The following is a 14,200-nucleotide window of genomic DNA, read 5'->3' as shown; positions in this document are numbered from 1 at the left end:
AAAGATCGTGCTCTAGCTAATCAGTTGCCCCGGTTCCGGGGCTGGTCGTCCGGTCCGAAGGCGAGTTCGAGCGGCAACGGCGCCTGCGCTGTCATCGGCGCGAAACTGCCGGTCTCGGCGGCGGGGACGGCCTGCGTCGTCACCACGCGCAAAAGCACGAACAGGCAGAAGGCGCAGGCGATGACGATCGCCACGTAGATGAAGGCCTGCGTCCCGAAGACGGCCGACAGCGCGGTCACGATGCCGGGCACGATGAAGCCCGAAAGCGACCAGGCAAACAACAGCGAGCTGGACAGCGCCACCAAGTCGTCCTTGCCGGCGCGGTCGGCGGCATGCGCACTGGCCAGCGAATAGATCGATTCCGAGGCGCCATCCCAGACGATGTAGATCACCACCAGAACCGCCAACGCGCCGCCATCGAACCCGAGCGCGAGCAGGCCGGCGACCATGGCGAGCGCGGCTGCGGCGATCAGCACATAGCGGCGGTCGGTTCGGTCGGAAATCCAGCCGAGCGGTATCTGCAGGATCAGCGTGCCGACCGGCATCGCCGAAAGCAACAGGGCGACGTCGGCCTGGCTGTAGCCCTTGGCGGTGGCATGGATCGGCGCGAAGCCGGCGATCGACATCGACAGGCCGCCGACCGCAAGCATGCCGGCGACGCCGACCGGCGAAATCCGCCAGGCCCGGCCGAGCGCCACCGAGGCCGCTTGCGGCGGCGGCGGCTGGGCAAGCCTGGTCAACCCCACGGGCAGGATCGACACTGCCGTGAAGGCGATGCCGATCAGCGGCGCGTCCGCGGTCCTGATGTCGACAAAAGCCAGCGTCGCATAGCCGACGCCGAGACCGGCGACATAGGCGACGTAGAAGAACGCCATCACCCTGCCACGGATGGCATTGGCAACGGCATCGTTCAGCCAGCTTTGCGCGACGATGAACAGACCGCATATGGCAAAGCCGTAGAGCGCACGGGCAGCGATCCAGAGCAACGGATGCGGGCCGGCGCCGACAGCGGCATTGGCCAGCGCAATCAGCGCCGACAGCACCATGAAGGCGCGGGCATGGCCGACCCTTCGCACCAGCGGTCCGGTCAGGATACAGCCGGCGAGGCCGCCGGCCGAAAGTCCGGTGATGATCAGGCCGGCCCAGGTCGGATCGAAGCCCTCGGCGCCAAGCCGGACCGGGATATAGGCAAACATCAGCCCATTGCCGACGGCGATCAGCGCCATCGACACGATGACGCTGGCAATCGCGATCAGCGGCGTGGGCTCATCGCCGTGCCCGGCTTCGGCGTGGTGTTTCCTGGGGATAGTCATGCCTGCTCAGGATTGCCCATGAAACGGGCAAAGGAAGCGATAAAAGCGACATCGCCGGGTGAGCGCCTCAACCCTTGGCCAGTCTGCGGATCGCGCTCGACGACAGCGACGAGCGCGGGCCGTGGATGAAGGTCCAGGCCGGCGCCTTCATGCGAGCAAGCCTTGGCGCATCCCCTTCGTCGACGCGCGCATAGTCGAAGGTCTTGGCGACGACCGACGACAGGAACGACAGCGTCGCGCCCGGACGGTCGATGACGGCAATCGGGAAGGTCATGACGATCTCGCGCCAGCGCTGCCAGCGATGGAAATCGCGCAAGCTATCGGCGCCCATGATCCAGACGAAGTCGACGCCAGGATTGCGCGCCTTGACCAGCGCCAGCGCGTCGGCGGTGAAGCGAACGTGATGCGCCGCCTCGAACGCGGTGACCTTGATCTTCGGGTTCTTGGCGATCTGCTCCGAGAGCTGCAGCCGCTCGCCGAGCGGCGCCAGTTCGCGCGTGCTCTTCAAAGGGTTGCCAGGCGTCACCATCCACCACAACTGGTCGAGCGCCAGGCGTCTGAGCCCGATTTCGGCGACCAAGGCATGGCCGGCATGCGGCGGATTGAACGAACCGCCGAACAGGCCGACAGCGAGCCCCTTTTCGGCATGCGGCATCTTGAGGTAGCGAGAGGAAATAATGGGCTGGGGCGATGACAGCATGGCGCTAATCGCCCCCCTCTGCCCTGCCGGGCATCTCCCCCTCAAGGGGGGAGATTGGCAGCTTCATGGACAGCGCAGATCCTGCAAGGCCGGCGATTGGCGAAACCATACATGACAGCCAATCTCCCCCCATGAGTGGGAGATGTCCGGCAGGACAGAGGGGGGTGGCTGGGCGCAAGGGCCTCAGGCTCTAACGACGAAAAGCTTCAAGGCCTCACCTGTCCCGACCCGTGCACGCGGTATTTGAAGGAGGTCAACTGCTCGACGCCGACCGGCCCGCGCGCATGCATCTTGCCGGTGGCGATGCCGATCTCGGCGCCCATGCCGAACTCGCCGCCATCGGCGAACTGCGTCGAGGCGTTGTGCAGCAGGATTGCCGAATCGATCTCGTTGAAGAACTTTTCCACCGCCTGCGCGTCCTCGGCGACGATCGCCTCGGTGTGATGCGAGGAGAAGGTTTCGATGTGGTCGATCGCACCTGCGACGCCGTCGACCAGCTTCACCGCGATGATGGCGTCGAGATACTCGGTCACCCAGTCGAGATCAGTGGCCGGCTTGGCATCGGAAAATGCCTTCAGTACCTCGGCATCGGCATGGATTTCGCAGCCGGCGGCGCGCAGGGCGTCGAGGATCGGCACCAGATGCGTGGCGGCAACGGTGCGGTCGACCAGCAGCGTTTCGGCGGCGCCGCAGACCCCGGTGCGCCGCATCTTGGCGTTGACGGCGATCCGCACCGCCATGTCGAGCTTGGCCGACCGATCGATGTAGAGGTGGCAGATGCCTTCGAGATGGGCGAACACCGGCACCCGCGCCTCGGTTTGCACCCGCCCGACAAGGCTTTTTCCGCCGCGCGGAATGATGACGTCGAGCGTGCCGTCGAGCCCTTTGAGCATCTCGCCGACGGCGGCGCGATCGGTGGTCGGCACCAGTTGGATGGCGTCTTCCGGCAGGCCGGCGGCCTTCAGCCCCTCGACCAGGCAGGCATGGATGGCCGCCGACGAATTGAGCGAATCCGAGCCGCCGCGCAGGATCACCGGATTGCCGGCCTTGAGGCAGAGCGCGCCGGCATCCGCCGTGACGTTCGGCCGGCTCTCATAGATGACGCCGACGACGCCGAGCGGCGTGCGCACGCGTTCGATATTGAGGCCGTTCGGCCGGTCCCACGCGGCGATGACGTCGCCGACCGGGTCGCTGAGTTCGGCGATTTCCCGGATACCGTCGGCCATGGCGCGGATGCGCGCCCGATTGAGCTTCAGCCGGTCCATGAACGAAGCGGAAAGCCCGGACTCCTCGCCATTCGAGACATCGATGGCGTTGGCGTCGAGAATATCCTGCTCGCCGGCGACGATTGCCTCGGCCATGGCGACAAGTGCAGCGTTCTTGGCGGCGGTGGTGGCGATGGCCAGCGGTCGGGCGGCAGCGCGGGCGCGGCGGCCGATATCGGCCATCAGCGCCACCGTGTCGTCCCCGGATTTTTCATGCAGCTTCAGCATGGCTCATCCTCCGCTCGATACTTCGTCACTGGCCCGTAGTTCGTCACCGGCCCGCACTTGGTCAGCGGGCTGTACTTGGTCGCCAGCCCGTACTTGGTCGCCGGGATGGCTCACCACAAGGTCGTCGCGGTGGATCATCGCCGAACGCGCCTCATAACCGAGCACGGTTTCGATCTCGGCCGTCTTCAGCCCTGCGATCCTTACGGCATCGGCGGCATCGTAGGCAACCAGCCCGCGCGCGATCTCGCGGCCCTCGGGCGACAGGATCGCCACGGTGTCGCCGCGCGAGAAATTGCCGCTGACCAGCTTGACGCCGGCCGGCAGCAGCGACTTGCCCGACAACAGCGCGCCGATGGCGCCGGCATCAACCGTCAGCCGACCGGCAGGTTCGAGCTGGCCGGCGATCCAGGTCTTGTAGCCCTTGACCGGATTGCTGCTCGGCCGGAAGAAGGTGGCGCGCTCGCCGCGTTCGATCGCCATCAATGGCGACAGCCGCGTGCCCGACGTGATGATCATGGCGGTGCCGGCGGCGGTGGCGATCTTGCCGGCATCGAGCTTTGTCCGCATGCCGCCGCGCGACAGTTCCGAAGCGGCGGCGCCCGCCATCGCCTCGATGTCGGGCGTGATGCGATCAACCACCGGAATGAACTTTGCACCGGGATCGCGCGCCGGCGGTGCCGTGTAGAGCCCGTCGATATCGGAAAGCAGCACCAAAAGGTCGGCGCCCATCATGGTCGCGACGCGCGCGGCCAGCCGGTCATTGTCACCATAACGGATTTCGGAGGTCGCCACGGTGTCGTTCTCGTTGATGACCGGCACCGCTTTCATCTTGAGCAGCGTCGAGATCGTCGCCCGCGCGTTGAGGTAGCGGCGGCGCTCCTCGGTGTCGCCGAGCGTCAGCAGGATCTGCCCAGATTTCAGGCTCCCTCTGCCGAGCGCTTCCGACCAGGCACCGGCGAGCGCAATCTGTCCGACGGCGGCTGCCGCCTGGCTTTCCTCGAGCTTCAGGGCCCGCTTGCCCAGTCCAAGGATGGTGCGGCCAAGCGCGATGGCGCCGGACGACACGACCAGGATTTCAGCCCCGCCCTGGGCCAGCACGGCAATGTCGTCGGCGAGCGAGGCCAGCCAGTCGCGCTTCAGGCCCGTCGCGCGGTCGACCAGCAGCGCCGAGCCGATCTTCACGGTGATGCGCCGGTATGTCTTCAGCGACTGCATGGCCTTACTTTTCCCAGCGTGTCTCGACCGGGGCCGAGATTTGCGCCCGCGCCTCGCCCACCACCGCCATCAGCGCCCGCAGCACCGCCTCGACGCCTTCGCCGGTGACCGCCGACAACAGCATCGGCGCCCGGCCAGCGGCACGCTTCAGCGAGGCGACCTTCTTCTTGCGCGCATCGGCGTCGAGCGTGTCGACCTGGGAGAGCGCGACGATCTCGACCTTGTCGGTCAGGCCGTTGCCATAGGCGTCGAGTTCGGCGCGCACTGTCTTGTAGGCCTTGCCCGGGTTTTCCTCCTGCGCCGAGACCAGGTGCAGCAGCACGCGTGTGCGTTCGACATGGCCGAGGAAGCGGTCGCCGATGCCGACGCCCTCATGCGCGCCTTCGATCAAGCCTGGAATGTCGGCGATGACGAATTCGCGCGCGTCGATGCGGGCAACGCCAAGACCGGGATGCAGCGTCGTGAACGGATAGTCGGCGATCTTGGGCTTGGCCGCGGTCACCGCAGCGAGGAAAGTCGACTTGCCGGCATTGGGCAGCCCGACCAGCCCGGCATCGGCGATCAGCTTCAGCCGCAGCCAGATGTTGAGCTCTTCGCCCGGCAGGCCGGGATTGGCACGGCGCGGCGCCTGGTTGGTCGAGGTCTTGAAATGTTGGTTGCCGAAGCCGCCATTGCCGCCCTTGGCCAGCAGAAAGCGCTGGCCGACCACGGTCAGATCGCAGATCAGCGTCTCGTTGTCTTCCTCGAACACCTGCGTTCCCGCCGGCACTTTCAGCGTGACATCGGCGCCCTTGGCGCCGGTCATGTTGCGGCCCATTCCGTGGACGCCGGTCTTGGCCTTGAAATGCTGCTGGTAGCGATAGTCGATCAGCGTGTTCAGCCCGTTGACCGCCTCCAGCCAGACATCACCCCCACGGCCGCCATCGCCGCCGTCCGGTCCGCCGAACTCGATGAATTTTTCGCGCCGGAACGACACCGAACCGGCGCCGCCGTCACCGGAGCGTATGTAGACTTTGGCTTGATCGAGAAATTTCATGGGCTGTGCAGTTTCTGCTAGTGGCTTTGCGGCATTGCTCTAAATCTAGCGCCTTGCTCTAAACCAAGGCGCGGCGAAGGGCGAGGCCGTTTTATGACAATGGCCGCTTGGGACCGGCTGGAGAGATGTCGGAATGAAGCTTGTAACCTACAACGTCCAGTACGGCATCGGCCTCGATGGGCAGTACGATGTCGGTCGCATCACTGACGCCGTGCGCGGCGCCGACGTGATCGCCCTGCAGGAGGTCACCCGCAACAATCCCCGTAACGGCGGCCGCGACATGGTCGCCGAGATCGGCGAGGCGCTGCCCCCCCGTCTATGGCAGCAATTTCGAGGCCAATATCGGCTCGCGCATCGACAACGGCCGCGCCATCACCACGACCTTCCAGCTCGGCAATATGGTGCTGTCGAAAACGCCCATTCATCTATCGCGCAATCTGCTTTTGCCGCGCAGCCGCAGCTTCGAGATGATGAATTTCCAGCGCGGCGCGCTGGAAGCGCTGATCGAGACGCCGTTGGGTTTCATTCGCTTCTATTCCATCCATCTCGATCACCGCAGCCCGGTCGAACGCGCCAGCCAGATTCAGTTCCTGCGCCGACGCCTGCTGAACTATGCGCTCGAAGGCGGCGCCTTGTCCGGCGTCGCCGAGATCGGCCTGCCGGAATTGCCGCACCCCGAAGCCTTCGTCGGCATGGGCGATTTCAACATGCTGGCCGGCTCACCCGAATATGTCGAACTCGCCGGCCGCCCGGACCATGAATTCGGCATGCCGCTGACCGCCGACTTTGCCGTCGATGCCGCCATGCGCCTCAATGTCACCGGCGACGATCTGGTCAGCTGGGTCGACCCCAAACAGCCCGCCAACGCCAGCCGCCACAAGCGCATTGACTATGTCTTCACCAGCGCTTCGCTGGCCAAATCGCTGAAGCGTCTGTGGGTCAACCGTCAGGCTGTCGGTTCGGACCACCTGCCGGTATGGGTCGAACTGGGCTGACTTTTTCAAACCTGTGATTTCGATGTGACGCGAGGTGCGTCGAGATTCAGGTCAGGCCGACCCGAGAATGGTGGCTTCCGAGCACCGGAGCGAAGCGTACTTAAAGTACGTGAGCACCGGAAGCGCAGGAAACCGCCATTCGCAGGCCGGCCTCACCTGAATATCGATACACCTCAAAAATGCACCCAGTTCCTGAGGCTGGTCCAGGTCTTCCGGTCGAGGCGGTAGCGCTCGACCGGCACCTGGCCGGCGACGATCGAGTTCAACATGCCCTGGCCGGCATACTGGAAGCCGCACTTGTGGATGACCCGGCGCGAGGCCGGATTGATGACTCGCGTCGAGGCATGCAGCACCTGGATCGACGTCTTCTGGAAGGCGAGGTCGACCAGTGCATGGGCAGCTTCGGTCGCATAGCCCTTCTTCCAGTGCGGCTCGCCGATCCAGTAGCCGAGTTCCAGCCCGCGATCGGTGGTGTTGAGACCGGCGCAGCCGACAAAGGTGTCGGTGCCGGCCAGCGTCAAGGCATAGGCGATGCCGGCACGGCGCGACTTGGTCATGGCAAGGAAGGCGCGTCCCTCGGCCTCGCCATAGGGATGCGGCATGCGGGCCAGCATTTCGGCGACATGACGGTTGTCGGCAAGTTCGACCAGTTGCGGGATGTCGTCTTCGCGGGGCGCCCGCATCACCAGCCGCTCGGTGACCAGGACCGGGCAGTCTATCGCGTAACTTTCGTCTTCGGTGTCTTCCGCTTCGGCAACCATGTGAAAGTCCTCCAGGCCAAGAAAAAGGGGAGATGGAAACCCATCTCCCCTGATCCTTTTCCTGGCTTTGCCAGACACCGGTTCCCGAGATGGGCGCCGGTGTTCTAGTGCGGAACCGGCTACTCCGCGGCTTTGGCAATCGGGTTGACCGATACGTAGGTTCGGCCGTTGGCTTTTTTGTTGAACGTCACGGCGCCGGTCTCGAGCGCGAAAAGGGTATGGTCCGTGCCCATGCCGACATTGACACCGGGATGCCAGGTCGTGCCGCGTTGACGAATGATGATGTTGCCCGGGATGACGGCTTCGCCGCCGAACTTCTTCACGCCCAGACGCTTGGAATGCGAGTCGCGACCGTTGCGCGACGAGCCGCCAGCTTTCTTGTGTGCCATCTAACTAACTCCGTTGCGCCGCAAGGCGCCTAAAAGGCCTTATGAACGCGTTCGCGTTCCGTTTCAAGTCCGATTCCGGCGACCTTATCGCCAGAAGATTACTTCGCCGCCAATTCCTTGGCCTGCTCGCGCCAGTCCTTGATCTGGTCGGCGCTGAAGGGCATGTGCTCGTCGATCTTGGCGACATCCTTGTCGGTCAGCTTGGCGAGCTGGGCGAAGGTGATGATGCCCTGCTCGGCCAGGTCCTTGGCAGCGACCGGGCCGATGCCCTTGATCACGGTCAGGTCGTCCGGCTCGCCCTTCGGCGCCTTGAACAACGGCGCTGCCGCGGTCTCGCTGGCCTTGGCCTTGGGCTCCTTCTTCGGCGCGGCTTCCGCCTTCGCTTCGGTGGCGGCCTCTGCCTTGGCTTCCTTCTTCGGCGCCTTGACGGCTGCCGTCTTCGTCGGCTTGGCGCCACCCAGCAGGATCTCCGAGATCCGCACGGTGGTCAAAAGCTGACGATGGCCGATCTTGCGGCGCGAATTCTGCCGGCGGCGCTTCTTGAAAGCGATGACTGTGCGGTTCTTGCCCTGCTCGACGACTTCGGCGGTGACCACCGCGCCATCGACGAACGGCGCGCCGAACGTGACATTCTCGCCCTCGCCATGCGCGAGCACGTGCCCGATCTCGACCATGTCGCCGACGTTGGCTTCGACTTTTTCGATCTTCAGGAGATCGTTGGCGGCAACGCGATACTGCTTGCCACCCGTTTTAATGACTGCGAACATTTTTTGCCTTTCGCTGTTCGGTCGGCCTTGATGAACCGCCTCTGGCGGTTTGGCCGTCTTTTTGTCAGTCTGCGGGTTCAAAAAACAAGCGGCGCGGAAGAACCCTCCACGCCGATTGCGCGCTGTCCCTAGCCGAAGGTTGGGTGCAAGTCAAGGCGAAGCCGTTCCCGAGGCGGTTATTAGCTCGGCAAGCATCTCGCCATGTCGACATGATCGCACGGCGTTGCCGTCGTCGGGGGGCAAGCTGCGTCGGGTGCACGGAAATCCGTGCGGGCTCGACCGCAGATACCAGTGCAAATCCACCGCTTGTCCAGGAAGCCAAATAACTCGCGGATTGGCCTTGTAACCTGCCCATTCAGCCGTTATCTAGTGCGCCGCGCCGGCAACGGCCGACCATGACCGCGGAGAGGTGGCAGAGTGGTCGAATGCACCGCACTCGAAATGCGGCATGGGTGCAAGCCCATCGGGGGTTCGAATCCCTCCCTCTCCGCCAGTTATTTTCCATATCTATTTGGTTTCATTACGCTTTTAGAAATTTCAAGATGACGGCCTGCATCCTTGGCTGCATCTTGGAACGGTGCTTGGACCTCCAAACTGGCCAATCGCTGCATCTGTAGCCCAGAGGGTCGACCGCCATCTTTCACTATGTTCCAAGGCTGGTGCCAGACATACGCCACCTCCTGCCAGCGCCCTCGGCTCGCACTACAACCATCCGAAGTAGCGGATCCTTGGTCGGGGTCCTCAAACCCTACTGAGCGCAAGACTTTTCCGGCTTCACGATCAACGAGAAGCATAGCATCGTCATTAGTGCGTTTGCGATCGAACAGTGCCTCTGCCGAAGCAAGGTGCTTGCAACCGACAGTCCACAATCCCAGTCCATGCGGGACAGGTTGTAACTGCCGTCACTATGTATCTACGTCTCTCCAAATCCTAAAAAGCCGACTTCGCTCGTGGGGAGCGCCTTGCCTTCCGCATCCCACCTCGCTCGGTCCTGACGCGCCCCAACAACACGCTCGCCGGTTCGTCGGCGGGGTCTTGCGGCACAAGTTCGCCCGGGAGGCTTTGCGAGGACCGCTTTGGCGAGGACAGCTTGGTCGAGGCGGCCGAAGACCCTCTTCGGTAAATATCTCTCTCGCATGTAGCTCCAGCGAGTTACCGGCGCGGGATTTCCGGCTCTGGAGCACCGACAAACAAATGAACGACGACGGTTCTTACCAAACCGTAAGTATGCGGCAAGGCCCCGGTGATCTGCCTTCTTTAGGGTGAAGCGTCGGGTCGCCATCACGCCCCGTCCGTGCCGATGTCACGACTAGCCCCCCAAGGTGAAAGTTATGACCGCGCCGTCGTCAGAAACCGCGTCACGCGGCCATAGAAGCGGATCCCGTCCGAGACAGAAGACAGTGATGCTCCCCTCACCGACTATGATGACGAAAGCCACAGCCACGCGAGGAGGAGACCAACGCACTTGCACCTGCCCGAATTTTGCGTGGGTGAAGCAGCGCCAGAACCCCAGCGCGCGCTTCCTTGAGTTGCAGCGCATCTATTCCGACATCCACGCCGCAGGTCTGCCGAGCGCCCGGGAACCAGCGGAGACCTTGTTCGCGGGCAACAGCCTGCTGCCCTTCATCGAGACGATTCGCGCGCTTGTGCAAGGGTCAGGCGCACACACCCTACTCGATTACGGCAGTGGCAAAGCCGTCATTCACAAGCAGGCTTCCGTAACCTTGCCGAATGGCAAAACGATTGACCGCGTGCATGATTACTGGGGTGTCAGCTGTGTCACATTCTACGACCCCGGTGTGTCAGAGTATTCGCAATTGCCGCAGGGCCGCTTCGACGGTGTGATCTCGACCGACGTACTGGAGCACATTCCGGAAGAAGACATTCCATGGGTGCTCAGCGAAATGTTTGGCTATGGCGAGAAATTCGTATTCGCCAACATTGCGTCCTATCCGGCGCAGAAGACACTCCCGAATGGCTGGAATGCGCACGTGACTATCAAGCCGCCAGCATGGTGGCGCGAGCAGATCGCGCGCGCGGCGATGAATTGGCCAGGCCGCGATTATCTCTTCATCGTTTCCGAAAAGCGCGGCCCCTTGGACAAGCTGATCGCCAAGATCACTGCTCGCAAAAACGGCATGAAGCGGACTGAAATCTGCAAGCGCGCGGCCTGATTTCAGTTCAGCATCGAGGCGATGCTCTTCCCGGGCGGTGCCGCACGGAAGTTCGACGCGAACCCAACAGACAGCTCGCCGGCTGTTCAGGGCTGCTCTACGCGCTCATCCCTCAGTCAAGCGGGCGCGACGATCACTCCGGCACGCCGGAGATGCCCAGCGCCTCGACGTAACGCTCGGCGAACACCTTGTCCAGCCACGGGTTGATCTGTCTCTGCAGGGTGAGCGTGAAGGTCGGAAACGCCTCCATCAGCCGCCGCGCCGCTGCCTGCGCCTCGTCCAGCCGGTTGAGTTTGACCAGCGCCATGATCACCACCCGGTGCGAGGAGCCGTAGTTCGGCATCTCGTGCAGGGCGCGTTCTCCCCATGCCAGCGCTTCCTCGTAGCGCTCGAGCATCAGGTAGCTCATTCCGATGCCGGAGAGGGCGATGCCCTTCTCGGGGTCGACCGGGCTCAGCCGCATTGCCCTGTGAAAGTGCTCGATCGCGACGAGTGGGCGGCTGGCATGTGCGTTCACCCAGCCGCTGCCGGTATGGCCCTGCGCCGAATTGGGGTTGAGCAGCAGGGATCGTTCGATCGCGCCCAGCGCCATCTCGTAGTCCTTCGCGCTGTAGGCGATCACCTGCGCGGCGAAGCGCAGGCTCGTGGGGTCGTCGCGCGCTTCCGCCAGGACCTCGCGCGCCATGCGCACGGCGACTCGGACATCGTCGGGCTCGTGCCAGCACTGGCTCACGGACAGGCTGCGGATATAGGCGCCGAGTCCCTTTGCCAAGTTGAAGCCAGGGTCGATGCTGAGCGCCTCGTTGATGAGCCGGCGCACGTCGGCAAAGCCTTCGCGCGTCATGCTGTAGAAGCGCGGCAGCGCGCGTAGGTAGAGGTCGTAGGCGCTGATGTAGTCGGTCGGCTTCATGCGCGCCTGCTTGATCTCCTGCAGCCGGATGCTCGGCTCGACAGCGCCGACGACGCTCTCGGTCACCTTGTCCTGCAGCTCGAAGATGTCACTCACGTCGCCCTCGAAGCGGTCGGCCCAGACATGGTGTCCGCTGATCGCGTCCACCAACTGCCCACTGATGCGCACCCGCGATCCTGCTCTGCGGATGCTGCCTTCGAGCACGTAGCGGACGCCCAGCTCGCGCCCGACCTGGCGCAGGTCCACCGCCCGGCCCTTGTAGGTGAAGGACGAGTTGCGGGCGATCACGAAGAAGGAGTTCACCCGGCTCAATCCCGTGATGATGTCCTCCACCAGCCCGTCGGCGAAATATTCCTGGTCGGGGTCGCCGCTCATGTTGGTGAAAGGCAGAACCGCGATCGAGGGTTTCTCGGGCAGGGCCGGCGGTGCAGCCGCCGTGGCGCTGGCGTCCGTCTCGACGCGGTAGGCGCGCACAGGCCGCTCGATGTTCTTGAGGCGCAACTCGCCGAGCGGCGTGAAGCCGCAGTCGAGCTTGCCCTGAAGGTGGTCGTAGGCGGTGCCCGAGACGAGCACGGTGCCGGGATCGGCGACGCTTTCGAGGCGGGCGGCGATGTTGACCCCGTCGCCGTAGAGGTCGCCGTCCTCCTCGCAGACCACGTCGCCGAGATTGACGCCGATGCGCAAGCGTATCCGCTCTTCCTCGGGCGTCTCCGCCTCGTGTTCTGCCAGGGCCTGCTGAATCGCCATCGCCGAGGTCACCGCGTTGACGACGCTCGCGAACTCGCACAGCATGCCGTCGCCGGTGAGCTTGACGATCCGACCCTGGTGCTCGGAGACCAGCGGTTCGAGGAGGTCCTTGCGGTAGATCTTCAACCGCTCGAGCGTGCCGCGCTCGTCGCGCTCCGTCAGGCGCGCATAGCCGACCACGTCGCAAGCCAGGATCGCTGCGAGGTGGCGCCGCGTGGTCATTTCACCGCTCAGCCAGGCCCCTGCACGCGGGCCACCCCGCATCCATGCCCTGCCAACTTCCAGACGCCTCCCGTGCATGGTATCCATCTCTCCCAGTCTCCGACCGTCGCCGATACAGAACGGAGAACGCAGCTTGACCTTGCCTTCACGAGATTTCGCTATCCCGCTTTCAAGGCGTGGAGCCTTCCAGTCGCCGCGCTAACAGCCAACCGACGACACGCCCACGCAGCCTCTGGGGACGCTGAAACGCCACTCCTCCCAGAAGGTCGGAGATATTTCCTGCCCTGTGTAACCGGTTGACGCCACCGTGGCGGTGCTTTTGTATCGGGCATAACGTGAATGGGCCTGATGGCCAGGGCCATGGGCTGCCGACAGGTTGCCGGCGGCGTAAGATTTCGCAAGGTCCACCAGGTTGTCAGGTGCGGCGCAAAGGCTTGATTGCCTCGCCTACTCGGCGGGCGATCTCCAGCTCGAGATGCTGACGCCTGCGTAGCTGCGCCCGCTTGTTCGGTTTGTATTCAGCCGGATCACGCTGCGGTTTCGTAAGGGGCAGATCGAACATCGTCGGGTGGACCCGGCCGCCCCCGGATTCGACCCAGAAGCTGTCGTAGTCTGCCGAAATACGGTGGCGCAGGGCAAAATCATTTGCAAAGACATGCCCCGCGTTGGATGCGGCAACAAGACCGGAAATGTTCAAGGAGCGTGCGAGCGCCTGGGCCACCAGCAGCAACAATGTTTTGGGTCGCAGTCCTTCCATGGCCTTCGTCAGCGTGCGCGCATCATCGAGACCTTGCACACCAACCGATGCGGACTTGAGCGCGCCGATCCAAAGCACCCGTCCCTGCCCGCTGAGCCGCAGGAGCGATCTATCCACAATCGCAAGGCCCATCTCGGTGATTGGTCGCCCACCCAGGCGCAGGAGCAGGCGACACTCTGCCTCCCGGTACAACTTATCCTGGCCGGTCAGTTCAACCGTGACATTACCCACCGCGGTCGAGAGATCCAGCAGTTGTTGGCCGCCGGTGTGGCTCCTGATCAGGGCCGCGTCGGTGAAAAGCTGCGCCGCCGCAACATAGTGACCGACGACGGCGACCCGACGATGCCCGCGCCTCAGCCCAGTCGTCAGGTAGGATCGGACGGGCTTCAGGGGAATGTCCGGATACTTCTGAAGGATCGCCGCGAAGGGTTCGGCACCGAGTTTGGACTGGATGGCGGCGATGTCGCGGCGGAATATCCAACGAAGCGCCGCCCACTTGATCGTATGGACGCATCGGTTCAGTCCGCGTCGAAAGCCGGAGGTCTGCCGTTTGCGATCAACCCGCGGCGGCGATGGCGACATTGCCCCATTCAAATGCTCACCCTTCGCATTCTCCGTGCCTCATTGTTGGAATCTTTAGCTTATCGGCGCTTCGCCGCGACATTACGGATTTGTAATGTGGCCACGAAAATGGCCGGCTTACGGATCCGTTGAGCCGGCG

Annotated in this window: 12 protein-coding genes, 1 tRNA gene and 1 pseudogene; 3 read left to right on the top strand and 11 right to left on the bottom strand. The window is 63.8% G+C overall.

Annotated elements, in window-relative coordinates; genetic code table 11:
* Positions 1–20: 20 nt before the first annotated feature.
* The 5 genes from AC1DZU_RS11825 to obgE all read right to left on the bottom strand — a co-directional run bounded on the left by AC1DZU_RS11825 (position 21) and on the right by obgE (position 5,757).
* Positions 21–1,313, bottom strand: coding sequence for an MFS transporter (locus AC1DZU_RS11825; RefSeq protein ID WP_477284762.1), 1,293 nt, complete (start codon positions 1,311–1,313; stop codon positions 21–23).
* Between the two features lie 67 nt (positions 1,314–1,380).
* Complete coding sequence (locus AC1DZU_RS11820) at positions 1,381–1,968, bottom strand: nicotinate-nucleotide adenylyltransferase (RefSeq protein ID WP_477285439.1); 588 nt, start codon at positions 1,966–1,968, stop codon at positions 1,381–1,383.
* A 251-nt stretch (positions 1,969–2,219) separates the two neighbouring features.
* Complete coding sequence (locus AC1DZU_RS11815) at positions 2,220–3,506, bottom strand: glutamate-5-semialdehyde dehydrogenase (RefSeq protein ID WP_477284760.1); 1,287 nt, start codon at positions 3,504–3,506, stop codon at positions 2,220–2,222.
* 3 nt (positions 3,507–3,509) lie between these two features.
* Positions 3,510–4,721 (bottom strand): glutamate 5-kinase, encoded by a 1,212-nt coding sequence (proB, locus tag AC1DZU_RS11810; protein ID WP_477284758.1) that lies wholly within the window; start codon positions 4,719–4,721, stop codon positions 3,510–3,512.
* Between the two features lie 4 nt (positions 4,722–4,725).
* Positions 4,726–5,757 carry a GTPase ObgE gene (gene obgE / locus AC1DZU_RS11805; RefSeq protein WP_095084190.1) on the bottom strand — a complete coding sequence of 344 codons (1,032 nt, stop codon included), beginning with the start codon at positions 5,755–5,757 and terminating at the stop codon, positions 4,726–4,728.
* Between the two features lie 133 nt (positions 5,758–5,890).
* Between obgE and AC1DZU_RS11800 the strand changes: the two are divergent.
* Positions 5,891–6,752, top strand: a pseudogene (locus AC1DZU_RS11800) (endonuclease/exonuclease/phosphatase family protein).
* A 173-nt stretch (positions 6,753–6,925) separates the two neighbouring features.
* Here the strand turns inward: AC1DZU_RS11800 and AC1DZU_RS11795 are convergent.
* From AC1DZU_RS11795 to AC1DZU_RS11785, 3 genes are all read right to left on the bottom strand, one after another.
* A complete protein-coding gene (locus tag AC1DZU_RS11795; RefSeq protein ID WP_477284755.1) occupies positions 6,926–7,513 on the bottom strand; it encodes a GNAT family N-acetyltransferase in 588 nt (195 codons plus the stop codon).
* A 119-nt stretch (positions 7,514–7,632) separates the two neighbouring features.
* Positions 7,633–7,902 (bottom strand): 50S ribosomal protein L27, encoded by a 270-nt coding sequence (gene rpmA / locus AC1DZU_RS11790; RefSeq protein WP_013529063.1) that lies wholly within the window; start codon positions 7,900–7,902, stop codon positions 7,633–7,635.
* A gap of 98 nt (positions 7,903–8,000) precedes the next feature.
* Entirely contained in the window at positions 8,001–8,669 is a 669-nt protein-coding gene (locus AC1DZU_RS11785; RefSeq protein ID WP_477284754.1) for a 50S ribosomal protein L21, read from the bottom strand.
* Between the two features lie 403 nt (positions 8,670–9,072).
* Between AC1DZU_RS11785 and AC1DZU_RS11780 the strand changes: the two genes are divergently transcribed.
* Positions 9,073–9,162, top strand: a tRNA-Ser gene (locus AC1DZU_RS11780).
* A 412-nt stretch (positions 9,163–9,574) separates the two neighbouring features.
* On the opposite strand, the gene AC1DZU_RS11775 is transcribed toward AC1DZU_RS11780, so the two are convergent.
* Positions 9,575–9,853 (bottom strand): hypothetical protein, encoded by a 279-nt coding sequence (locus AC1DZU_RS11775; RefSeq protein ID WP_477285437.1) that lies wholly within the window; start codon positions 9,851–9,853, stop codon positions 9,575–9,577.
* Between the two features lie 306 nt (positions 9,854–10,159).
* On the opposite strand from AC1DZU_RS11775, the gene AC1DZU_RS11770 reads away from it, so the two are divergent.
* Positions 10,160–10,843 (top strand): class I SAM-dependent methyltransferase, encoded by a 684-nt coding sequence (locus AC1DZU_RS11770; RefSeq protein WP_477284752.1) that lies wholly within the window; start codon positions 10,160–10,162, stop codon positions 10,841–10,843.
* Positions 10,844–10,976: 133 nt separating this feature from the next.
* On the opposite strand, the gene AC1DZU_RS11765 is transcribed toward AC1DZU_RS11770, so the two are convergent.
* Entirely contained in the window at positions 10,977–12,722 is a 1,746-nt protein-coding gene (locus AC1DZU_RS11765; protein WP_477284750.1) for an adenylate/guanylate cyclase domain-containing protein, read from the bottom strand.
* 415 nt (positions 12,723–13,137) lie between these two features.
* The gene (locus AC1DZU_RS11760; RefSeq protein ID WP_477284748.1) at positions 13,138–14,061 is read right to left on the bottom strand and encodes a DUF535 family protein; all 924 of its coding nucleotides are present in this window, start codon (positions 14,059–14,061) and stop codon (positions 13,138–13,140) included.
* Positions 14,062–14,200: the final 139 nt, after the last annotated feature.

It is taken from the genome of Mesorhizobium sp. P2_A12, assembly GCF_056405075.1.
This window is presented reverse-complemented; position numbering and strand designations above follow the sequence as displayed.

Excerpts from the sequence above, each read along its gene's own strand:
- AC1DZU_RS11825 (WP_477284762.1), bottom strand. The coding sequence starts at position 1,313 with ATGACTATCCCCAGGAAACACCACGCCGAAGCCGGGCACGGCGATGAG.
- AC1DZU_RS11820 (WP_477285439.1), bottom strand. The coding sequence starts at position 1,968 with ATGCCGCATGCCGAAAAGGGGCTCGCTGTCGGCCTGTTCGGCGGTTCG.
- AC1DZU_RS11760 (WP_477284748.1), bottom strand. The coding sequence starts at position 14,061 with ATGTCGCCATCGCCGCCGCGGGTTGATCGCAAACGGCAGACCTCCGGC.
- rpmA (WP_013529063.1), bottom strand. The coding sequence starts at position 7,902 with ATGGCACACAAGAAAGCTGGCGGCTCGTCGCGCAACGGTCGCGACTCG.
- AC1DZU_RS11765 (WP_477284750.1), bottom strand. The coding sequence starts at position 12,722 with ATGACCACGCGGCGCCACCTCGCAGCGATCCTGGCTTGCGACGTGGTC.
- AC1DZU_RS11795 (WP_477284755.1), bottom strand. The coding sequence starts at position 7,513 with ATGGTTGCCGAAGCGGAAGACACCGAAGACGAAAGTTACGCGATAGAC.
- obgE (WP_095084190.1), bottom strand. The coding sequence starts at position 5,757 with ATGAAATTTCTCGATCAAGCCAAAGTCTACATACGCTCCGGTGACGGC.
- AC1DZU_RS11785 (WP_477284754.1), bottom strand. The coding sequence starts at position 8,669 with ATGTTCGCAGTCATTAAAACGGGTGGCAAGCAGTATCGCGTTGCCGCC.
- AC1DZU_RS11815 (WP_477284760.1), bottom strand. The coding sequence starts at position 3,506 with ATGCTGAAGCTGCATGAAAAATCCGGGGACGACACGGTGGCGCTGATG.
- proB (WP_477284758.1), bottom strand. The coding sequence starts at position 4,721 with ATGCAGTCGCTGAAGACATACCGGCGCATCACCGTGAAGATCGGCTCG.